We start from the raw sequence: 22,688 nt of genomic DNA, 5'->3' as shown, positions 1-22,688 counted from the left end.
GGGCGGCGGAGTCGCTTACCCTGGTTCATCGTGACCGCTGCAACCCCAGAGACAACCGCCCCTGGCCGGTACGACCTCATCGTCGTCGGCTCCGGATTTTTCGGACTGACCGTCGCCGAGCGTGCAGCAACACAGCTGGGTAAGCGTGTGCTGGTGCTCGACCGTCGTCATCACCTGGGCGGAAACGCCTATTCGGAGGCCGAGCCCGAGACCGGCATCGAGATCCACAAGTACGGAGCGCACCTGTTCCACACCTCGAACAAGAGGGTGTGGGACTACGTCACCCAGTTCACCGAATTCACGAACTACCAGCACCGCGTGTTCGCGCTGCACAAGGGGCAGGCGTACCAATTCCCGATGGGGCTGGGCCTGGTGTCGCAGTTCTTCGGGCGCTACTTCACCCCGGACGAGGCGCGGAAGCTGATCGCCGAGCAGTCCAGCGAGATCGACTCGGCGTCCGCGTCCAACTTGGAGGAGAAGGCGATCTCCCTGATCGGGCGGCCGCTGTACGAGGCGTTCGTGCGCGACTACACCGCCAAGCAGTGGCAGACGGACCCCAAGAACCTGCCCGCGGGCAACATCACCCGCCTGCCGGTGCGGTACACGTTCGACAACCGCTACTTCAACGACACGTACGAGGGCCTGCCCGTCGACGGCTACACCGCGTGGCTCGAGAACATGGCGAAGGACCCGAAGATCGAGGTCCGGCTCGAGACCGACTGGTTCGACGTCCGCGACGACCTGCGCGCCGAGAGCCCCGACGCCCCCGTCGTCTACACCGGCCCCCTCGACCGTTACTTCGACTACTCCGAGGGCGAGCTGGGCTGGCGCACCCTCGACTTCGAAACCGAGGTGCTCGAGACCGGCGACTTCCAGGGAACCCCGGTCATGAACTACAACGACGCCGACGTGCCCTTCACCCGGATCCACGAGTTCCGCCACTTCCACCCGGAGCGGGACTACCCGAAGGACAAGACGGTCATCATGCGGGAGTTCTCGCGGTTCGCGGAGAGCAAGGACGAGCCGTACTACCCGATCAACACTCCCGACGACCGCGCGATGCTCGCCGCCTACCGCGACCGCGCGAAGGAGGAGATGGCGTCGAACCAGGTTCTGTTCGGCGGCCGTCTCGGCACCTACCAGTACCTGGACATGCACATGGCGATCGCCAGCGCGCTGTCGATGTTCGACAACTCCCTGCGTCCGCACTTCGAATCCGGTGCGGCCCTGGTGGGGGATGCCGAATGAGCGCCCGACATCTGCTCGAATCCGAGAAGGTCACCGAGGACGCCCCGCTACTGGGCAAGTCGCTGCTGCAGCGGGTGATCCTGCCGCGTGCCGGCGAGCCGCTCGACGTCCGCACCCTCTACCTGGAGGAGGCGAAGACCAACAGTCGTCGCGCGCATTCGCTCTCGCGCACCTCGCTGTCGGTCGGCGCCGAGGCGGAGGCGTCGTTCTGCACCTACTTCAACGCGTTCCCGGCCAGCTACTGGCGCCGGTGGAGCACCCTGAACTCCGTGGTGCTGCGTCTCGAGCTGTCGGGGCACTGCCGCATCGACGTGTACCGCTCGAAGGCCGACTCGTCGCGCATCCACGTCGAAGGCCGCGAGTTCCAGGACGGTGACGCCGCGCTGGAGTTCGAGATCGAACTCGCCCCGTTCGAGGACGGCGGCTGGATCTGGTTCGACATCACCACCGACACCGAGGTCGTGCTCGAGAGCGCCGGCTGGTACGCGCCGGTCGACGCCCCCGGTGAGGCCACCGTCGCCGTCGGCATCCCCACGTTCAACCGGCCCACCGACTGCGTCAAGGCGCTGACGGCGCTGGCGTCCGACGAACTCGTCATGGACGTGGTCAAGGCCGTCATCATCCCGGACCAGGGCACCCGCAAGGTCAAGGACGAGCCCGGCTTCACGGAGGCGGCCGAAGCGCTCGGCGACCGGCTGGCCATCCACGACCAAGCGAACCTCGGCGGGTCCGGCGGCTACAGCCGGATCATGTACGAGGCGCTGAAGACCACCGATTGCCAGCACATCCTGTTCATGGACGACGACATCGAGATCGAACCCGACTCGATCCTGCGCGCGCTCGCGATGTCGCGGTTCGCGAAGACGCCGATGCTCGTCGGCGGGCAGATGTTGAACCTCCAGGAGCGCAGTCACCTGCACTCGATGGGCGAGGTCGTCGACCGCAGCATCTTCATGTGGACGGCCGCCCCGAACGTCGAGTACGACCACGACTTCTCCCGCTACCCGCTCAGCGACCGCGAGAACTCCCGGCTGCTGCACCGCCGGATCGACGTCGACTACAACGGCTGGTGGATGTGCATGATCCCGCGGCAGGCCGCCGAGGAACTCGGTCAGCCGCTGCCGCTGTTCATCAAATGGGACGACGCCGAATACGGCCTGCGTGCCCGGGATGCCGGCTACCCGACCGTGACCATGCCCGGTGCCGCGATCTGGCACATGGCGTGGAGCGACAAGGACGACGCCATCGACTGGCAGGCGTACTTCCACCTCCGTAACCGGCTCGTCGTCGCGGCCCTGCACATGCCGGGCAACGGCCGCGGACTCGTGATCAACACCGTCAAGGCTACGATCAAGCACCTGCTGTGCCTCGAGTACTCGACTGTCGCGATCCAGAACCAGGCCATCGCCGACTTCCTGCAGGGCCCCGAGCACATCTTCGAACTGCTCCCCACCGCGCTCGGCAACGTCCACGCGATGCGCAAGGAGTACCCGGACGCCGTCGTGCTGCCGTCGTCGACGAGCCTGCCGCTGCCCTCCGGTGAGGAAGTCGGCGCGGTCGGCCTGCCGACGAACCCGCTCGCGAAGATCGTGCGTCTCGGCAAGGGCCTTGTCCACAACGTGAAGCCCGCGCACGAGCAGCACCACGAGCGCCCCCAGCTCAACGTGCCCACCATCGACGCGCGGTGGTTCCTGCTGTCCCAGGTGGACGGCGTCACCGTCACCACCGCGGACGGGCGAGGAGTCGTCTACCGCAAGCGCAACCCCAAGCTGGCGCTCGCGCTGCTGAAGGAAGCGATCCGGCTGCGCCGTGAACTGGCCCAGCGGTTCCCCGAGCTCAAGCGCGAGTACCAGGACGCCGTTCCTGCCCTGACCAGCAAAGAGAGGTGGGAACGTGTCTTCGGCATCCAGTGAGATCCAGATCCTGCACACCGTCCAGTCGACGATCGCGAGCCGTCCCGGCGTCGTCTCGACCGCCCGGGGTATGTCGCACTTCGGTGAGCACGCCCTCGGGTGGGTGGCCGTCGCCGGCATCGGCGCGGCACTCGACAAGCCTCGCCGCCGGCAGTGGGCGGGAGTCGCGGTGGGTGCGGTCGGCGCCCACGCGGCCTCGATCGTGATCAAACGCATCGTCCGCCGCCCCCGGCCGAATGACCCGTCGATCCAGGTCAACGTGTCGACGCCCAGCAAATTGAGCTTCCCGTCGTCGCACGCGACGTCCACGACAGCGGCTGCCGTGCTGCTCGGCCGTCTCACCGGGCTACCCTTGCCTGCGTTGTTGGTACCGCCGATGCTGCTCTCCCGGCTCGTTCTGGGAGTGCACTACCCGACCGATGTGCTCGCCGGATCTGCCCTGGGGGCCGCCTCTGCGGTCGCGGTGCTGAAGGCCGAGCAGAAGTTTGGAGAGAAATGAGCGAGGAACCGGCCGTCGTCACCGGACCCCCGACATCCCTGGCGGCAGGCATCGTCAAGGCCGTCCGCCCGCGTCAGTGGGTCAAGAACGTCCTGGTCCTCGCAGCTCCCGTCGCCGCGGGCACGGCGACGGAATCCGACGTCCTGCTTCCCGTCGCACTCGCCTTCGTGGTGTTCTGCATGGCAGCGTCCGGCATCTACCTCGTCAACGACGCGATGGACGTCGAGGCGGACCGCGCGCACCCCACCAAGCGATTCCGCCCTATCGCGGCCGGTGTGCTGCCCGTCAACCTGGCGTTCGGCATGGCGGTCGTGCTGCTCGGCGGGTCCATCGCCCTGTCGTTCCTCGCCAACTGGCAGCTGGCGGTCGTGATGGCCGTCTACATCGGCATCCAGCTGGCCTACTGCTTCGGTCTCAAACATCAGGCCGTCCTCGACATCTGCATCGTCTCGTCCGGGTTCCTGCTGCGCGCCATCGCAGGCGGTGTGGCCGCCGAGATCGCGCTGTCGCAGTGGTTCCTGCTGGTCATGGCATTCGGTTCGCTGTTCATGGCGGCCGGTAAGCGATACGCCGAACTGCAGCTCGCCGAGCGCACCGGCGCGAAGATCCGCAAGTCCCTGGAGAACTACACCACGACGTATCTGCGTTTCGTGTGGACGCTCAGCGCCACCGCGGTCGTGCTCTGCTACGGACTGTGGGCGTTCCAGCAGGACGACCTGAAGGCCACCAACTGGTACGCCATCTCCATGGTGCCGTTCACCATCGCGATCCTGCGTTACGCCGTGGACGTCGACGGCGGCGAGGCGGGGGAGCCCGAGGAGATCGCGCTGGGCGACCGCGTGCTCCAACTCCTCGCGATTGCCTGGATCGGAGTGGTGGGTGTCGCTGTCTACCTCGTCTGACTTGGTAGGAGGCGCCGAGGACTCGGACGCCGCCGCGGAGCGGACCACCGAACGCCACCGGAAGGCCATCCTCTCGAGGGTGGTCTTCCTCGGGGGTGTGGCCATCTCGGCTCTCCTGATGTTCTGGGGTGCCTGGGAACGGCGATGGATTGCCGACGACGGTTTGATCGTGCTGCGCACGGTCCGCAACCTCCTCGCAGGCAACGGTCCGGTCTTCAACTCGGGTGAGCGTGTCGAGGCCAACACCAGCACCGCGTGGACGTACATCGTCTACGCGTTCAGCTGGCTCTCCCAGGCCCGGCTCGAATACGTCGTCCTGACGATCGCGCTGATCCTGTCCACGGCGGCGATCGTGCTCGCCATGTTCGGCACCGCGCGCCTGTACCGCGGTGGGTCCTTCGCCGGCGGCGGCACGCTGTTGCTGATGCCCGCCGGTGTGCTCGTGTACATCGCGGTGCCCCCGGCCCGCGACTTCGCGACGTCGGGTCTCGAAAGCTGCCTGGTCATCTTCTGGATCGCGCTGCTCTGGCTGCTGCTGGTCCGATGGAGTCAGGCCACCGCTCCGTCCACCACCTCGGTGCTCGTTCTCTCGTTCATCGCGGGCATGGGGCCCCTCGTGCGCCCCGAGCTGGCGATCCTGGGTGTGCTGTCGCTGGCCATGATCTTCCTCGCTCCCGGTCTCACCTGGGTGGTGCGGGTGGCGATGGTGTTCGTCGCCGGCATCGTTCCGGTGGGCTACCAGATCTGGCGCATGGGCTACTACGCCCTCCCGTACCCCAACACCGCGGTGTCGAAGGACGCAGGCGGCGCCAAGTGGTCGCAGGGTTTCGCCTACCTCTGGAATTTGCTCGGCCCGTACCTGCTGTGGCTACCGCTGGTCTTCCTGTTCGCCGGCGCCGTGATCGCCTGGCGCGGCCGGGACAAGTCCATCGAAGATGGTGTTCGTCACACAGAAGGAAATCGACTGACGCGCCTGCGCGGATGGCTGCGGACGCAGAATGCCGTCGTCGTGTTCATTCTCGCGAGCGGGCTGATCCTCGGTCTGTACTCGTTGCGCGTCGGCGGCGACTTCATGCACGGCCGCGTTCTTCTCCCCGTTCTGTTCTGTTTCATCGTTCCCGTCGCCGTAATTCCGGTGCGAATTCCGGACCGGGCGGCGTGGGGGCGTAATAGGGAATCGTCGATTTTCCTCGCAATGGCTTTCCTGTGGGCCGGCACCGTCGTGTGGGCGTTTTTCGCGTCGAACACGACGGGAATGCCGGAAGGTGTCGTTATCGGACGTTCCGGAATTGTCGACGAACGCGCCTTCTACGTTCTCAACACCGGTCATGCGCACCCGATTCGCGCGGACGATTATCTGGACTACCCGCGGATGCGCGCCATGGTGCAGACCATCTCGGACACCCCGGACGGCGGCCTGCTCATCCCGTCCGCCGATTACACGTACTGGTTCGTCGTTCCTCCGCCCCTTCCGATCCCGGACGGCGGCGCAGGCCACACGGTGTACTTCCTGAACCTCGGCATGACGAGCATGAACGTCGGTCTCGACGTGCGAGTGCTGGACCAGATGGGTCTCGCCTACCCGCTCGCGGCGCACACCGAGCGGTTGGACGACGGCCGTATCGGGCACGACAAGAACCTGTACCCCGACTGGGTCGTGGTGGACACGGGAATGATCGACAAGCACCCGTGGATGCCCGGATTCCTCGATGAGGAATGGGTGACCGAGGCGCGGGTCGCGCTCACGTGCCCCGAGACGCAGGACCTGCTGACGTCGTATCGGTCGGAACTGACGTGGCCGCGATTCAAGCAGAATTTCAAGGATGCGCTGCATTTCGCGAGTTATCGATTCGAACGAGTGCCCGCATATGAAATTCAGCGGTGCAATCTCGAGCCGCCGTTCCCGGAACCAGCCAAATAGGGCGAACCGGGCGGGGCGTGGGTCACCAGGGCGTCCCGGGTAGATCTCGATGTCGGAACATCAGATCTCGTTTGTGTAACGCTGGAACTGTCGGCGACGATGTACGTCGATGATGAGTCATCGTGACGGTGGTCTGGGAAGTTCCCTGGAAAGCGCTCCGTGAGCGTTTGTCAGGGAAGTTCGTGTGACATACAGTCCACCGAGCGCAGTGTGACTTGGAAGAGGTCCGCTGCCGACCCGGCTTCATGCCCGGGCCGGCAGGTCGCCTGTTCCCCGACGGAATCCGCCGGAGCCGCCCAGTGGCGGAGTCCGCAGACGAAGAGAGTGAGCAGTATTCATGCGTTTTGCCAGACCGAGGTTGTCTCAGCGCCTCAAGCAGCGTGCGATGGCCATCGGAGCCGTCGCACTGGTACTGCCTATGGGCGCAGGAATCGCTGGTGGAGCCGTCGCCGCAGCAGCACCAACGCACGCGGGTCCCGCCAAGACCGCGCCGGCCGGTGGCTACGAGGAACTGTGGGTTCCCTCTTCCATGGGACCGATCAAGGTCCAGGTCCAGTGGGCAGCCCGCGGCGGTAGCGCCGCGCTGTACCTGCTCGACGGACTGCGCGCCCGCAACGACCGCAACGCGTGGAGTTTCGAGACCAACGCGTTCGACCAGTACCGCAACGACAACGTGACCCTGGTCATGCCCGTCGGTGGCGAGTCCAGCTTCTACTCCGACTGGTACTCGGCGAGCAACTTCAACGGTCAGCCCGTCACGTACAAGTGGGAGACGTTCCTGACGCAGGAACTGCCCGACTTCCTGGCCAACTACGGTGTCTCGCGCACCAACAACGCCGTCCTCGGCCTGTCGATGGGTGGTAGTGCCGCCCTGACCCTCGCCGCGTACCACCGCGACCAGTTCAAGTTCGCCGGTTCGCTGTCCGGGTACCTGAACATCTCGGCTCCCGGCATGCGTGAGGCGATCCGCGTCGCGATGATCGACGCCGGCCGCTACAACGTCGACGCGATGTGGGGCCCGCCGTGGAACCCGGCGTGGCTGCGTAACGACCCGTTCGTGTTCGCCCCGCGTCTGAACGGCCTGTCGATGTTCATCTCGGCTGCCAGCGGTCTGCCCGGCGAGTTCGACCACCCGCGCGCTCCGATCGACTACTACAACACCGCCAACGGCATGGGCCTCGAGGCTCTCGCCCTGGCCAACACCCGCGCCTTCCAGGTGCGTCTGGCCACCCTCGGTGTGCCGGCCACCTTCGACTTCCCCGCCAACGGCACGCACTCGTGGCCGTACTGGGGTGCCGAGCTGTGGAAGGCACGCGGCCAGATCCTGGACACCCTGGGTGCCTGGTGATCTGACACCACCCTCGTGACGACTGCCGCCCCGCCTCACCGGCGGGGCGGCAGTCGTGCGCTCCGGAATGCGCGTCCTCGGCCGGAGGGGACGTGAGGGCAAACCCAGGATTCCCTTCCCCCGAGAGTGCACAACGGAACGTTTTGTCAGTAAGGTGATCCCGTCGAGACGCCACCCGCGCAGCGAGCGCTGCGCGGGTGGCGTCTGTACGTGAGATTTTCACGAGAGTTATCGAGAGGTTGCCGCGGCCGCGGCGCGAGACGGATCAAGCGGAGGGAAGACGAGTTCATGCGTGTTGGGGGTTCGACGAGAACAAGCGGATGGGCCAGGCGTACTGCCGCCGCAATTGCTCTGGCGGTCGCACTGCCGCTGGGCGTGACCATGGTGGGCGGCGGCGCAACCGCATCCGCCGCCTTCGACCCCGCCGCGCAGGACTTCTGGGTCGATTCCGCCATGGGCCCGATCAAGAGCCGCATCTGGCGGGCCGCCGACGGCAACACCAACCGGGTGGTCTACCTGCTCGACGGTCTGCGCGCGCAGGACGACCTGAGCGGCTGGGAGGTCAACACCGACGCGGGCCCGTTCCTCGCCTCGCAGAACATCAACGTCGTCCAGCCGGTCGGCGGGCAGTCCAGCTTCTACTCCGACTGGATTTCGAACTCGAACCTCAACGGCCAGAAGACCCCGTACAAGTGGGAGACGTTCCTCACGCAGGAACTTCGCGACGCACTGGCGAACCGCCTCGGGTTCCAGTCCACCCGTAACGGCGTCATCGGCCTGTCGATGGGTGGCAGCGCCGCCCTGACCCTCGCCGCCTACCACCCCGATCAGTTCAACTACGCGGGCTCGCTGTCCGGGTACCTGAACATCTCGGCTCCCGGCATGCGTGAGGCGATCCGCGTCGCGATGCTCGACGCCGGCCGCTACAACGTCGACGCGATGTGGGGCCCGCCGTGGAACCCGGCGTGGCTGCGTAACGACCCGTTCGTGTTCGCGAACAAGCTTCGCGACAACAACACCCGCCTGTGGGTGTCGGCCGCCAACGGCATCCCCGCCCCCGGCGGAGCCGCACCGACCGGATTCATGGACGTCTTCAACGCGAGCACCGGTGCGAGCCTCGAGGCGCTGTCGTTGGCGAACACCCGTGCCTTCCAGGTCAAGATGGCGACCCTCGGCGCGAAGAACGTCACCTACAGCTTCCCGCCCCGCGGCATCCACACGTGGCGTTACTGGCAGCAGCAGATCCACGATCTGGCGGGCGACCTCGGCAACACGATCGGGTAGCTCGGAAGTAACAATTGCACCAGCTGTAACAGCGCGGCACTCCCACTCGTCTGTCGTTTGCGTGTAGAAAGAACCGGAACGCGAGGCCGTGCTCCGTGTTGGCCTCGACGCGCAGAGAGAGAGTGAACGTCATGCGAGTAGGCCTGTTCAAGGCAGAACGTCAGCGTTCGTCGGCCGGAAATGTTCGAAGGCGGACGCTGGCCTCGCTTGCCGCTGTGCTCGTGGTGCCGGTGGCGGTCGGGTTCACCCAGACCGCCACCGTCTCGGCTGCGCCGGTCGCCGCGCAGGCTCCCGTGGCCACGCAGGCTCCGGGCGGCGCGACGATCCATCACGTCGACTGGCTCACCGACCGTCGCGTGGCGATCTGGATCAACTCTCCGTCGATGGGCGTGCCGATCCAGGTGCAGATGCTGCTTGCGCGCGACTGGAACTCGAAGCCCACGGAGAAGTTCCCGTCCGTCTACATGCTCGACGGTCTCCGCGCGCAGGACAACGAGAACGGCTGGACGCTCGAGACCGACGCCGAGTCGTTCTTCGCCGACAAGAACATCAACGTCGTCCTCCCGGTCGGCGGCCAGTCCAGCTTCTACTCCGACTGGGTGGCCCAGGACAACGGTCAGAACTATCAGTGGGAGACATTCCTCACGAAGGAACTGCCCCCGATCCTCGAAAGCGACTGGCGCACCACGCAGACACGCGGCGTCATCGGACTCTCGATGGGCGGCACGTCCGCGATGTTCCTTGCGGCCCGCAACCAGGGTTTCTTCACGTTCGCCGCGTCGCTGTCGGGCATGCTCACCACCACCGCGCTCGGGATGCCGCAGGCCGTCGCGTACGCGATGAGCGACGCAGGCGGATTCGACGCGGACGCGATGTGGGGACCCCCGACCAGTTCGGCGTGGGAGGAGCACGACCCCTACCTGCTGGCCGACAAGCTCAAGGGCGTCAGCCTGTACATCTCCAGCGGTAGCGGAACCACCGGCCCGTACGACCAGCCGTCCGGAATTCCGGGCGTCAGCACCAATTACGCGGGTATGGGCCTCGAGATCCTCTCTCGGCTCACGTCCCAGACCTTCGCGACCAAGCTGAACAAGCTGGGCATCCCGGCCCAGGTCAACTACCGGCCGTCCGGCACGCACTCGTGGCCGTACTGGCAGTTCGAGCTCCACCAGCTGTGGCCGCAGCTCGCCAGCGCCGTCGACGTCGAACCCGACAAGCCGGTATGCGCCACAGGCGGTTCCATCGCCGGGGTGGCCGGCGCGAACCCGTGGATCGGCGACTGCCTCACCCCCGAGTACAGCCTCGCGGGCGGCACGGTCCAGGACTTCCGCAACGGCCGGATCTTCGCCAAGTCCGACACCGGCGCGCAGCCGGTGGCCGGCGCCATCGGCGGCGTCTACCAGGCGACCGGTGGGCCGGGTGGGCCGCTCGGCTACCCGACGACGCCCGAACTGGCCACCCCCGACGGTCGCGGTCGCTTCAACCACTTCGAGCACGGGTCCGTCTACTGGTCGCCGCAGACCGGGGCGCACGCCGTCCGCGGCGCGATCCGCGACGAGTGGGCACGTCAGGGCTGGGAGGGCGGACCGCTCGGATACCCGGTGGCCGAGGAAGTTCCCACGCCCGGCAAGGACGGCGCGGTGCAGGGCTTCGAGATCGGCGCCATGTACTTCAGTCCCGCGAACGGAACACACCGCGTGCAGGGAATGATCATGGGCAAGTATGCCGAACTCGGTTACGAGGGCGGGTGGCTCGGCTTCCCGAAGACCAGTGAGATCGCCGTCAAGGACGGCGGCCGGTTCAACCAGTTCGAGGGCGGCAACATCTACTGGAGCCCGCTGTCGGGTGCGTGGGCTGTCGAGAACGGACCGATCTTCGACGCCTGGAAGAGCGCCGGCTACGAGGGCGGCCGGCTCGGCTTCCCGATCAGCGACAAGTTCGCCATCCCCGGCGGCGTCCAGCAGAATTTCCAGACCGGTTACGTCACAGTGATCGACAACAAGGCCGAGATTCACTGATGGCCGGATCGCAGTAGAAATCTCACTCGCAGCGGGCGGGGCCGGGTCCGGCGGACCAGGGTTCCGCCCGATCTGCGTCTGTACCCTGTCGAGAGACAACGACTTGGAAAGCAAGGACGGAAATAGATGCCGCAGCACTCACGTATCAGCACCACCTTCCGACGGGCGATCGCAGTAGGCGCGCTCGCCGTCGCAGCGAGCGGATTGTTGGTCGGGTGCGGTAGCGACGATTCCACGGCGACGTCGAACCCGTCCACCAGCGCCACGACGTCGGCTGCGGCGTCCAGTTCCGCCGAGAGCTCGGCGTCCGCCGCGCCCAGCGCGAGCGCCTCGGCCTCGGCCTCCGCGCCGGTGACGAGCCCGGGTGAGGCGGCGACGGCGCCGCCGGAGCAGCCCGAGGAAGTTCCGGGCGACTTCCCCGGCCCCAGCGAGGTCCCGGTCAGCGCCGAAGGTCAGAAGTTCCTCGACGCGCTGAAGGCCAAGGGCATCGAGCCGGCCGCCGACGGCACCATGGCCGTGAGCACCGCCGACTTCATCTGCCAGGCCAAGGCCGAAGGCAAGAGCGACGCCGAAGCGATGGTGTTCGTCACAGCGATGGTCGGCACCGAGGCGTCGGCTGCGGGTCAGGAACTGACCCAGGAGCAGGCGACGGCCAACGCCCAGACCTACATGGATGTCGCCCACGCGACCTACTGCAAGTAGACGCCGATGTCGTTGACCGGGCGCGGAACGCGGAAGAAGAAGAGCAGCCTCCTGCGCAAGCTGATGGTGCTGATCGTGATCCTGCTGGTGATTCTCCTCGCAGTGATCGCGCTCTGGTATCTCCTCGCAGGGCGGCTGCCCAAGCCGATCCCGACCCCGCCCGGTCCCGAGCGTCCCAACGCCCAGCCGGCGAGCTGCCCCGACGTCCAGGTGGTGGTCGTCCCGGGCACGTGGGAGTCCAGCCCGACGGACGACCCGTACAACCCGACTGCCAATCCGGCGTCGCTGATGCTCAACGTGTCGCGGCCGCTGCAGGAGCAGTTCGAGCCGTCGCGCGCCGACGTGTACACGGTTCCCTACGTCGCCCAGTTCTCCAACCCGATCGCCTTCCCGCCGGACGGGCAGCAGTCGTACAACAACAGCCGCGGCGCAGGCACGGCCGCCACCAACGACATCCTGATCCGTCGTCACGCCGAGTGCCCGCTGACCAGCTTCCTGCTCACCGGCTTCTCCCAGGGCGCCGTCATCGCCGGCGACGTCGCGTCGAGCATCGGTGCAGGTGACGGTCCTGTTCCGGCAGATCTCGTGCTGGGTGTCGGGCTCATCGCCGACGGCCGCCGCGACCCGGCCGCCGCCACGAATGTCGGCCAGCCCGTCACGGGGGTCGGAGCCGAACTGTCGTTGGCCGGTCTGCAGATCCCGGGTATCACAATGACCGGCCCGCGCCCCGGCGGTTTCGGTGATCTCACGGACCGGGCGGTCGAGATCTGCGCCCCGACGGACGGAATCTGCGACGCCCCGGCGCAGGCGTTGAAACCGAGCAACTGGATCGGAAGCGGACTGCGTCTACTCGAGTACAACAACAACCCGGTCCACGCGATGTACAACTCGTACGTCGTCGACGACTCCGGCACGACGGCCACGCAGTGGATCGCCGGATGGGCTGCCGAGAAGATAGAGGCCGCCCCGACCCCGGCACACAGTTGATTTTGTGGCGGGTGGGTTCACCGTGGTCGGTGAGCCGTGAAACGTCCCAAACAGATAGGCGAGACGCGTACTGGCCGGTAGTGTGCGTTTCCGTCACCGGTAGAGTGCTGCACTGTTGCGGCATCACCGGTGCCCGACCCCACCGATGTTCACGTCCTGAAACGCGGGCGTTTCACCACAGGAGAAGCTATTCATGAGTTCCGACGCCAGCTCGTTGCGTAAGTTCCGATTCGCAGCAGGCGGAGAGGGCAACGCGGACGAGGGCGGCGCGCGTCGGTTCGTCAAGCTCGCGCAGAAGGCCGAGGAACTCGGGTTCGACAGCTTCATGATCCCCGACCACCTGGGTAACCAGGTGGGACCGATCGCCGCTCTCGGCGCACTCGCGATCGCCACGGACAAGATCCGGCTCGGCACCGCCGTCCTCGCAAACGGCTTCCGGCACCCGGCGATCCTCGCCAAGGACGCCGCCACCATCGACGTGCTGTCGGGGGGCCGCCTCGAACTCGGCATCGGCGCCGGCTGGATGAAGGAAGAGTTCGACAAGGGCGGCATCGACTACGAGCGCCCGGGCATCCGGATCGCCAAGCTCGAGGAGACCCTGCAGATCCTCGACGTGCTGCTGCGCGGCCAGGAGTGCAACTTCGACGGCAAGTACTACCAGATCAAGGGCCTGACCGGCAGCCCGCGGCCGCGGCAGGGCCCGCGTCCCCCGATCGCCGTCGGCGGCGGCGGCCCCAAGATGCTGGCGCTCGCGGCCAAGTACGCCGACATCATCTCCGTGGCGACGCCCACCAGCAACGAAGGCAAGCTCCTGCTCTCGGGTGTCACGCTCGAGAAGACGATGGAGCGCGTCGACCGGATCCGGGAAGCTGCCGGTGACCGATTCGACGACATCGAACTGAACTGGACGATCACCACCATCGTCATCACCGACGACCGTGAGCAGACCGCCGAGATGGCGCTCGCCGCACTCGATCAGGGCTTCCCGCCCAACATCGAGGTCGACACCAAGCTGTCCGTCGAAGACATCCTGAGCTCGCCGTATCTCGCGATCGGAAGCTTCGAGGAGATCGCCGATCAGATACGCATGGTGCGAGAAAAGACGACAATGTCTTACGTCGGTGTGTTCCCCACACAGATGGATGCGTTCGCGCCGATCATCTCGCAACTGAAGGGCGAGTAGACGCAGCGTACCGAGGGCGGCGATGCCAATCTGTAACATATCGATGGTTTGGAATCGATGAACTTATTCGGGTGAGTGGCGTGTTACGTCATTCCCCACGAGTTGTACAAGATCCGATTCGGCGAAGGAAGTCTGGGGCGCAGTCATGCCGGTGGCATGCCTGTGTGATCGCTTCGGAGGAGATGGAATGAACGCGAAGTTCGATGATTTTATCGACGAGAAGGGCCAAATCAGGCTCGACTCGGGAAGCACGCTGGTCGACTACGTCCAGCGGCACACCCGGGAGAACTCGGACGAGCTGGCATACCGCTACATCGACTATTCGCGGGACAGAGACGGCGAAGCGCAAGAGCTGACCTGGGAACAGTTCGGCCACCGCCTGCGCGCCGTCGCTGCGCGCCTCCAGCAGGTCACCAAGCCCGGCGACCGTGTCGCCGTCCTGGCGCCGCAGGGTCTCGACTACGTCATCTCCTTCTTCGCCGCCATCCACGCCGGAACGATCTCGGTGCCGCTGTTCGACCCCGACGAACCCGGCCACACCGACCGTCTGCACGCCGTCCTCGGTGACTGCAAGCCTGCCGCCATCCTCACGGCCACCTCCTCCGCCGCGGGTGTTCGACAGTTCTTCCGGTCCCTCCCCGCCGCCGAACGCCCCCGCATCATCGCCGTCGACGCCATCCCCGACAGCGTCGGCGAGTCCTGGGTGCGCCCCGAGATCGATCTCGACGACATCGCGTACCTGCAGTACACGTCCGGTTCCACCCGTGTGCCCGCCGGTGTGGAGATCACGCACCGCGCCGTCGGCACGAACGCGCTGCAGATGGTCGACTCCATCGAGCTCAACGAGAACTCGCGTGGCGTCACGTGGCTGCCGCTGTTCCACGACATGGGCCTGCTGACCGTCATCCTGCCCGCCCTGGGCGGCAAATACATCACCATCATGAGCCCGCGCGCGTTCGTGCAGCGGCCGTACCGGTGGATCAAGGAACTGGCAGCGGTGTCCGACGGTGCGGGCACGTTCGCGGCCGCACCGAACTTCGCGTTCGAGCACGCGGCCGCCCGCGGTCTGCCGAAGAACGGTGAGAGCCTCGATCTGAGCAACGTGATCGGTCTCATCAACGGCAGCGAGCCGGTCACCACCTCGTCGATGCGCAAGTTCAACGAGGCATTCGCGCCGTACGGCCTGCCGAAGACGGCGATCAAGCCCTCGTACGGCATGGCCGAGGCCACCCTGTTCGTGTCCTCCACCCGGCACTCGGACGAGGCCCGCGTCATCTACGTCGATCGCGACGAGCTCAACGCAGGTCGCGTCGTGAAGGTGGACCAGGACGCCGAGAACGCCATCCCACAGGTGTCCTGCGGTTACGTCGCGCGCAGCCAGTGGGCCGCCATCGTCGACCCGGAGTCGCGCATCGAGCAGCCCGACGACCGGGTCGGAGAGATCTGGCTGCACGGCGAGAACATCGGCATCGGCTACTGGGGTCGCACCGACGAGACCGCCGAGACGTTCCACAACAAGCTCACCAACCGGCTCGCCGAGGGCAGCCACGCGGAGGGCACGCCCGAGGACGCCAACTGGATGCGGACCGGCGACTACGGCGTCTACATCGACGGCGAGCTGTTCATCACGGGCCGCGTCAAGGACCTCGTGATCGTCGACGGCCGCAACCATTACCCGCAGGACCTCGAGTACTCGGCGCAGGAGGCGAGCACCGCGCTCCGCCCCGGCTTCGTCGCCGCGTTCGCGGTCCCGGCCAACCAGCTGCCCGCCGTCGTGTTCGAGAACACACACTCGGGTCTGAACTACGACGCGGGCGACTCGTCCGAGCAGCTCGTGATCGTGGCCGAGCGCGCACCGGGTGCGGGCAAGGCCGACCCCCAGCCGATCGCCGACACGGTGCGGGCGGCGTTGTCGAGCAGGCACGGGGTCACCGCGCGCGACATCCTGCTGGTGCCCGCGGGCTCGATTCCTCGTACGTCGAGCGGCAAGATCGCCCGCCGCGCGTGCAAGGCGAGCTACATCGAAGGCACCCTGCGCGGCGGATACACGCAGACGGCCTTCCCCGATAGCGTTTCCGAATAGTCCACTTCCTGACGGGTAGCTTGGTGAGTTGATGGCTGAAAAAGATGATGACCGGACCAGCAGCACAGGTGACATGACGGTCGCGCAGCTGCGCGAGTGGCTGCGCAACTGGATTGCCGACGCAACCGGGCAACCGGTCGGTCAGATCACCGACGACCGCCCGATGGAAGAGTTCGGTCTGTCGTCTCGCGACGCCGTCGCGCTCAGCGGCGAGATCGAGGAACTGGTCGGCGTCACGCTCACCGCGACGGTCGCCTACCAGCACCCCACCATCGCGTCGCTGGCCACCCGCATCATCGAGGGCGAACCCGAGCAGCCCGACGACTCCGCCGACGCCGCGTACTACGCGTCGGTGCCGACGTCGGACGCGCACGACATCGCGATCGTGGGTCTGGCCTCCCGCTTCCCCGGCGCGGGTAAGACTCCCGCCGAGATGTGGCAGATGCTCGCGGAGGGCCGCGACGGCATCTCCGACCTGCCCGAGGGTCGATGGGAGGAGTTCACCTCCGACCCGCAGATCAAGGCGGCCGTCGAGAAGGCCAACACGCAGGGCGGCTACCTCGACGACGTGAAGACCTTCGACGCGGAGTTCTTCGCGATGTCCCCGCTGGAGGTCGCGAACGTCGACCCGCAGCAGCGCCTCGCGATGGAACTGACGTGGGAGGCCCTCGAGCACGCCCGCATCCCGGCCAGCGACCTCAAGGGTGAGCAGGTCGGTGTGTTCATCGGCAGCTCGGCCAACGACTACCAGTTGCTCGCGGTCAGCGACCCCGTCCACGCGCACCCGTATGCGCTGACCGGTACGTCGACGTCCATCGTCGCCAACCGGGTTTCCTACTTCTACGACTTCCGCGGACCGTCCATCGCCCTCGACACGGCGTGCTCGTCGTCGCTCGTCGCGGTGCACCAGGCGGTGCGCTCGCTGCGGTCCGGTGAGTCGGATCTCGCGCTCGCCGGTGGCGTCAACATGCTCGTCGCGCCGCCCGCCACGCTGGGCTTCGACCAGCTGGGTGTGATGGCCCCCAACGGCCGCATCAAGGCGTTCTCCTCCGACGCCGACGGCATGATCCGCGCCGAGGGCGGCGGCCTCGTCGTCCTCAAGCGTCTCGAGGACGCCGAGCGTGACGGCGACGAGGTCCTCGCCGTCATCGCCGGTAGCGCGGTCAACCAGGACGGCCGCTCCAACGGTCTCGCGGCCCCGAACCCCGACGCGCAGGCCGACGTCCTGCGGCACGCGTACCGGGACGCGGGCATCAACCCGGCCGGCGTCGACTACATCGAGGCGCACGGCACCGGCACCATCCTCGGCGACCCCATCGAGGCAGATGCGCTCGGACGCGTCGTCGGTCGTGGCCGCGCCGACGACAAGCCCGCGCTGCTCGGCTCGGCCAAGACCAACTTCGGTCACCTCGAGGCCGCCGCAGGTGCGGCGGGCCTGATCAAGGTCGTGCTGTCGATGCGGGAGGACACACTTCCGCCGACGCTGAACTTCGCCGGACCCAACCCGTACATCGCGTTCGACAAGGCGCACCTGCAGGTCATTCCCGAGGGTGCGGCGTGGCCGCGCTACACGGGCACGGCCGTCGCCGGTGTGTCCGGGTTCGGTTTCGGTGGCACCAACGCGCACGTCGTCGTGCGTGAGTACACCGGACCCGCCGCGGACGACGCGGCCGAGGTCACCGAGCCCGCTGTTCCCATCGAGGAATCGGTGTCCGAGGACGTCGAGCCGACGGTCGTGCTCGCGGTGTCCGGTGCGCTGCCGTCGCGTCGCCGCCGGGCCGCCGCGGATCTGGCCGACTGGCTGGAGACCGAAGAGGGCAGCACCACTCCGCTCGCCGATGTCGCGCGTGCTCTCGCCCGCCGCAACCACGGCCGCTCGCGCGCCGTCGTCCTGGCGAAGACCCGCTCCGAGGCTGTCACCGGGCTGCGCGCCATCGCCGCCGGGAAGCCCGGGCAGGGTGTGTTCTCGGCGGATTCGCCGTCGTCGAAGGGCGCCGTCTGGGTCCTGTCGGGCTTCGGTTCGCAGCACCGCAAGATGGCCAAGCAGCTCTACCTGGAGAACCCGGTCTTCGCCGCCGCCATCGACGAGGTCGACGCGCTGATCGAGGACGAGGCCGGCTACTCCATGAAGGAGAAGTTCCTCGACGACGCGATCGACTACGACGTCGAGACCTCCCAGGTCGGTATCTTCACCATCCAGATCGGTCTGGCGGCCCTGCTGCGTCACCACGGCGCCGAGCCCGAGGCCGTGGTCGGGCACTCGATGGGCGAGGCTGCCGCCGCGTACATCTCGGGTGGTCTGCCTCTCGAGGACGCGGTGCGGGTGATCTGCGCCCGGTCCCGCCTCATGGGCGAGGCCGAGGCCACGCTCGAGGGCGACGACATCCGTCTGATGGCGCTCGTCGAGTACAGCGCGTCCGAGATCGAGACCGTCCTCACCGACTTCCCGCACCTCGAGGTCTGCGTGTACGCGGCCCCGACGCACACCGTGATCGGTGGCCCCGAGCCCGAGGTCAACGCGATCGTCGCGCGCGCCGAGGGCGAGGAGAAAATGGCCCGCGTCCTCAAGACGAAGGGCGCCAGCCACACCTCCCAGGTGGATCCGCTGCTGGGCGAGCTGGCCGCGGAACTGGCGGGGATCGAGCCGACCAAGCTGAAGCTGGGCGTGTACTCCTCGGTCGACCAGGACACGTACTACCGCGCCGGCCACGAGCCGATCCACCGCGAGGAGTACTGGACCAAGGGTCTGCGCCACAGTGTGTACTTCACCAACGCCGTGCGCCTCGCCGTGGGCAACGGGCACACCACGTTCGTGGAGCTGGCGCCCAACCCGGTGGCCCTGATGTCGGTGGCCGCCACCGCGTTCGATGCCGGCCTGCACGACATGCAGCTCATCCAGACGCTCAAGCGCAAGGAGGACGAGCCGCTCGGTGTCCTCGCCGCGCTCGCGCAGCTGTACGTGCACGGGCACGCCGTCGACCTGTCGTCGCTGCTCCCCGAGGGCGACTTCGCGTCCGTTCCGCGTACCGCGTGGATCCGCAAGCCGTACTGGGTGGAGACCCGCATCGACTCCAGCGGCAACACCCGTGTCCCGGGTGCGCACGTGTCGCTGCCCGACGGCCGCCACGTGTGGGAGGTCCAGGCCGGCGCGGTCACCGACCTGCCCGCACTGGTCACCGCCGCCGCGTCGCAGGTGCTGTCGGACGTGACGCTCGCCGCGTCCGTCCTGCACGCCCACGCTCCCGCGGAGGGCACGCTCACCACCACGCTCAACCCGCATCCGGGTGGAGCGTCGCTGCAGGTGCACGCGAAGAGCGGCCCGAGTTTCACGCTGCTGTTCGATGCCGCCGTCACGTCCGGTGCGGCGTTGCCCGAGCCGGTCGTCGCGCCGCCGGTGCAGTCGACCTCCCCGGTGGAGGAGCTGCCCGAGGTCGTCGAGGACATCGGCGAGAAGTGGGACCCGAACGGTTCGCAGACCCTCGAAGACCGTCTCGCTCTGATCGTCGCCGAGTCCATGGGCTACGCCCCGGAAGACCTGCCCGCCGAGATCCCGCTCATCGAGCTGGGCCTCGACTCGCTGATGGCTGTCCGCATCAAGAACCGCGTCGAGTACGAGTTCGACATCCCGCAGTTGCAGTTGCAGGCGGTCCGGGACGCGAATCTGATGGAGGTCGGCAAGTACCTGCGTTACGCGGTCGAGAACCGCGAAGAGGTGCAGGCGCTGGCGGACAAGCAGAAGGCCGAGAAGGAAGCGGAGGCGGCCGCGGAGGCCGCGGAGGCCGACCGTGACTCGGAGGCCGCTCGTGAATCCGAGGGCGCCGCGTCTCCGCTCGACGCCGAAAACACGTCCGTGGAGGCCGAGGCCGAGGCGATCCTCGCCGCGACGCCGGTGCCGGAGACGGCCGCTGCTCCTGAGGCGGCCGCCGTGGACAGCAAGGAAGCGTTCGCCGACGCGACCGGTTCCGACGTTCCGCCCCGCGACGCCGCCGAGCGTCTGACGTTCGCCACGTGGGCCGTCGTCACCGGCGAGTCCGCGAAGGGCATCTTCAACACGCTGCCGATCCTGAACGACGAGACGGCGGAGAAGCTGGCGGCTCGGTTGTCGGAACGCGCGAACGGTGAGATCACGTTCGACGACGTTCTCGACTCCACCACCATCGAGGAACTCGCCAATGTGGTGCGCGGATTCCTCGAGGATTCCGGCAAGATCGACGGACTGGTCCGTGCGCTGCGGGCCCGCCCGGAAGGATCGGATGCCGTCCCCGTGTTCGTGTTCCACCCGGCCGGTGGTTCGACGGTCGCGTACGAGCCGTTGCTGAAGCGTCTGCCCGAGGGCACGCCGATGTACGGGTTCGAGCGCACCGAGGGTCCGATCGAGGTCCGCGCGGCGGAGTACCTGCCGCTGATCCGTGAGATCCAGGGTGACGGACCGTATGTGCTGTACGGCTGGTCGCTGGGCGGTGTGCTGGCCTACGCGGTGGCGAAGCTGCTGCGCGAGTCGGGCGCGGACGTCCGGATCGTCGGCCTGATCGACACGGTGATGGCCGGGGAGAAGGTCGAGGACACCCCCGACGAGATCCGTAAGCGCTGGCAGCGGTACGCCGCGTTCGCGAAGAAGACGTACAACGTGGACTACCCGCTGCCGTACGACAAGCTCGCTGCGGCGGAGAGCGACGAAGAGCAGATCAAGATCCTGACGGAACTGCTCAAGCTGAGTGGTACGAAGATTCCGGGTGGAATCATCGAGCACCAGCGCACGTCGTGGCTCGACAACCGGGCCATCCAGACCGCCGAGCTGGAGCAGTACGACGGCGACGTCGTCCTGTACATGGCCGACCGCTACCACGACGACGTGATGAACCTGGAGCCCGCGTTCAAGACCCGGAAGCCGGACGGCGGCTGGGGCGACGCGGTGAAGAACCTGGAGATCATCCACGTGGGCGGCGATCACATCCAGATCGTCGACGAGCCGTACATCGCGAAGGTCGGTGCCGACCTCACCAAGAAGCTGGCGGCGATCCAGGCCGCCGGAACCGGAGCGCATCAGTGACCACCACGACCGCAGAGAAGCTTGCCGAACTGCGCGAAAAGCTCGAAACGGCGAAGGAACCCGCGGGCGAACAGGCTATCGCCAAGCGCGCGAAGAAGGGTATTCCGAGCGCGCGCGAACGCATCGACATGCTGCTCGACCCGGGAAGTTTCATCGAGGTCGGCGGCCTGATGCGCCAGCCCGGTGATCCGGGTGCCCTGTACAGCGACGGCGTCGTCACGGGCCACGGGACCGTCGAGGGACGACCGGTCGCGGTGTTCTCGCACGATCAGACCGTGTTCGGCGGTTCCGTCGGCGAGATGTTCGGCCGCAAGGTCGCCGCGATCATGGAGTTCGCCGCCAAGATCGGCTGCCCCTGCGTCGGCATCAACGACTCGGGTGGTGCCCGGGTGCAGGACGCGGTGACGTCGCTGGCCTGGTACGCGGAGCTCGGCCGTCGGCAGGAACCGCTGTCGGGGATGTGCCCGCAGATCTCGATGATCCTGGGCAAGTGCGCGGGCGGCGCGGTCTACGCGCCGATCAACACCGACGTCCTGGTGGCCACCGAGGAGTCGTACATGTTCGTCACCGGGCCCGACGTGGTCCGGAAGATCACCGGTGAGGACGTCAGCCTGGAGGAACTCGGTGGCGCCCGGAACCAGGCGCAGTACGGCAACCTGCACCATGTGGCGGCCGACGAGAAGGCCGCGTTCGAGTGGGTGCGCAAGTACCTCAGCTTCCTGCCGTCGAGTTGCATGGAGAAGCCGCCGGTGATCAACCCGGGTCTCGAACCGGAGATCACGGACTCCGACCGCGACCTCGACACGTTCATCCCGGACGCCGACAACGCCGGCTACGACATGCACGACATCCTGCTGCGGATCTTCGACGACGGCGAGTTCCACGAGATCGGCGGGCAGGTGGCGCTGAACATCATCACCGGCTTCGCCCGCGTGGACGGGCGTACGGTCGGGGTGATCGCGAACCAGCCGCTGGTCGCGGCGGGCGCGCTGGACGCCCAGGCCTCGGACAAGGCCGCACATTTCATCCGTATCTGCGACGCCTTCGACATCCCGCTGGTGTTCGCGGTCGACACGCCCGGGTTCCTTCCCGGCCTCGAGCAGGAGCGGATCGGCGTCATCAAGCGTGGTGGCCGGTTCATCTTCGCGTTCGTGACGGCGACGGTCCCGAAGGTGACCGTCGTGATCCGCAAGGCGTACGGCGGCGCGTACGCCGTCATGGGCTCGAAGCAGCTGGGCGCCGACATCAACTTCGCGTGGCCGACCGCCCGCATCGCGGTGATGGGTGCGGAGGGTGCTGTCGACCTCATCGGGCGTAGGCAGATCGAGGCCGCGGGTGAGAACGCTCCCGCGGTTCGCAGGCAGCTGATCAACTTCTACAACGAGAACATCGCGACGCCGTACATCGCGGCAGAGCGTGGCTACATCGACGCCGTCATCGAGCCCGCCACCACTCGGCTCGAGATCCGCAAGGCGCTGACGATGCTGCGCGACAAGAAGGTGCAGCGCAACCCGCGCAAGCACGATCTGATGCCTCTGTAGGTCGCCATC

At 67.1% G+C, this 22,688-nt stretch carries 14 protein-coding genes; all 14 read left to right on the top strand.

What is annotated here, in order from left to right; genetic code table 11:
• Positions 1-30: 30 nt before the first annotated feature.
• The 14 genes from glf (at position 31) to GO592_RS29285 (ending at position 22,679) form a co-directional block, all read left to right on the top strand.
• Positions 31-1,248 carry a UDP-galactopyranose mutase gene (gene glf / locus GO592_RS29350; RefSeq protein WP_005260443.1) on the top strand — a complete coding sequence of 406 codons (1,218 nt, stop codon included), beginning with the start codon at positions 31-33 and terminating at the stop codon, positions 1,246-1,248.
• A complete protein-coding gene (locus GO592_RS29345; RefSeq protein ID WP_007298321.1) occupies positions 1,245-3,161 on the top strand; it encodes a glycosyltransferase in 1,917 nt (638 codons plus the stop codon). Before glf ends, GO592_RS29345 begins: the two co-directional genes overlap by 4 nt.
• Positions 3,142-3,660, top strand: coding sequence for a phosphatase PAP2 family protein (locus tag GO592_RS29340; protein ID WP_005248843.1), 519 nt, complete (start codon positions 3,142-3,144; stop codon positions 3,658-3,660). Before GO592_RS29345 ends, GO592_RS29340 begins: the two co-directional genes overlap by 20 nt.
• Positions 3,657-4,562 (top strand): decaprenyl-phosphate phosphoribosyltransferase, encoded by a 906-nt coding sequence (locus GO592_RS29335; protein WP_005248842.1) that lies wholly within the window; start codon positions 3,657-3,659, stop codon positions 4,560-4,562. The genes GO592_RS29340 and GO592_RS29335 overlap by 4 nt, the downstream gene beginning before the upstream one ends.
• Before the next feature lies 1 nt (position 4,563).
• On the top strand, positions 4,564-6,483 hold the full coding sequence (gene zomB / locus GO592_RS29330) for a flagellar motor control protein ZomB (protein ID WP_039951729.1): 1,920 nt from the start codon (positions 4,564-4,566) through the stop codon (positions 6,481-6,483).
• A gap of 337 nt (positions 6,484-6,820) precedes the next feature.
• Positions 6,821-7,831, top strand: coding sequence for an alpha/beta hydrolase (locus tag GO592_RS29325; protein ID WP_039951731.1), 1,011 nt, complete (start codon positions 6,821-6,823; stop codon positions 7,829-7,831).
• Positions 7,832-8,119: 288 nt separating this feature from the next.
• Positions 8,120-9,115, top strand: coding sequence for an alpha/beta hydrolase (locus tag GO592_RS29320; RefSeq protein WP_082324944.1), 996 nt, complete (start codon positions 8,120-8,122; stop codon positions 9,113-9,115).
• Between the two features lie 131 nt (positions 9,116-9,246).
• Positions 9,247-11,133 (top strand): alpha/beta hydrolase-fold protein, encoded by a 1,887-nt coding sequence (locus GO592_RS29315; RefSeq protein WP_039951809.1) that lies wholly within the window; start codon positions 9,247-9,249, stop codon positions 11,131-11,133.
• A gap of 126 nt (positions 11,134-11,259) precedes the next feature.
• A complete protein-coding gene (locus GO592_RS29310) occupies positions 11,260-11,835 on the top strand; it encodes a DUF732 domain-containing protein (RefSeq protein ID WP_007298326.1) in 576 nt (191 codons plus the stop codon).
• 6 nt (positions 11,836-11,841) lie between these two features.
• Positions 11,842-12,822 carry a cutinase family protein gene (locus GO592_RS29305; RefSeq protein WP_007298327.1) on the top strand — a complete coding sequence of 327 codons (981 nt, stop codon included), beginning with the start codon at positions 11,842-11,844 and terminating at the stop codon, positions 12,820-12,822.
• Positions 12,823-13,015: 193 nt separating this feature from the next.
• Complete coding sequence (locus GO592_RS29300; RefSeq protein WP_007298328.1) at positions 13,016-14,005, top strand: LLM class F420-dependent oxidoreductase; 990 nt, start codon at positions 13,016-13,018, stop codon at positions 14,003-14,005.
• Between the two features lie 187 nt (positions 14,006-14,192).
• Entirely contained in the window at positions 14,193-16,088 is a 1,896-nt protein-coding gene (gene fadD32, locus GO592_RS29295) for a long-chain-fatty-acid--AMP ligase FadD32 (protein ID WP_007298329.1), read from the top strand.
• A 73-nt stretch (positions 16,089-16,161) separates the two neighbouring features.
• Positions 16,162-21,138 (top strand): polyketide synthase Pks13, encoded by a 4,977-nt coding sequence (gene pks13, locus GO592_RS29290; protein WP_007298330.1) that lies wholly within the window; start codon positions 16,162-16,164, stop codon positions 21,136-21,138.
• Entirely contained in the window at positions 21,135-22,679 is a 1,545-nt protein-coding gene (locus tag GO592_RS29285; RefSeq protein WP_007298331.1) for an acyl-CoA carboxylase subunit beta, read from the top strand. The genes pks13 and GO592_RS29285 overlap by 4 nt, the downstream gene beginning before the upstream one ends.
• Positions 22,680-22,688 lie beyond the last annotated feature (9 nt).

The organism is Rhodococcus sp. 21391 (assembly GCF_016772255.1).
In the GTDB taxonomy this organism is placed as follows: Bacteria; Actinomycetota; Actinomycetes; order Mycobacteriales; family Mycobacteriaceae; genus Rhodococcus_F; species Rhodococcus_F opacus.
The sequence above is the reverse complement of the archived record's forward strand: the minus strand, read 5'-3'. Positions and strand labels throughout refer to the sequence as shown.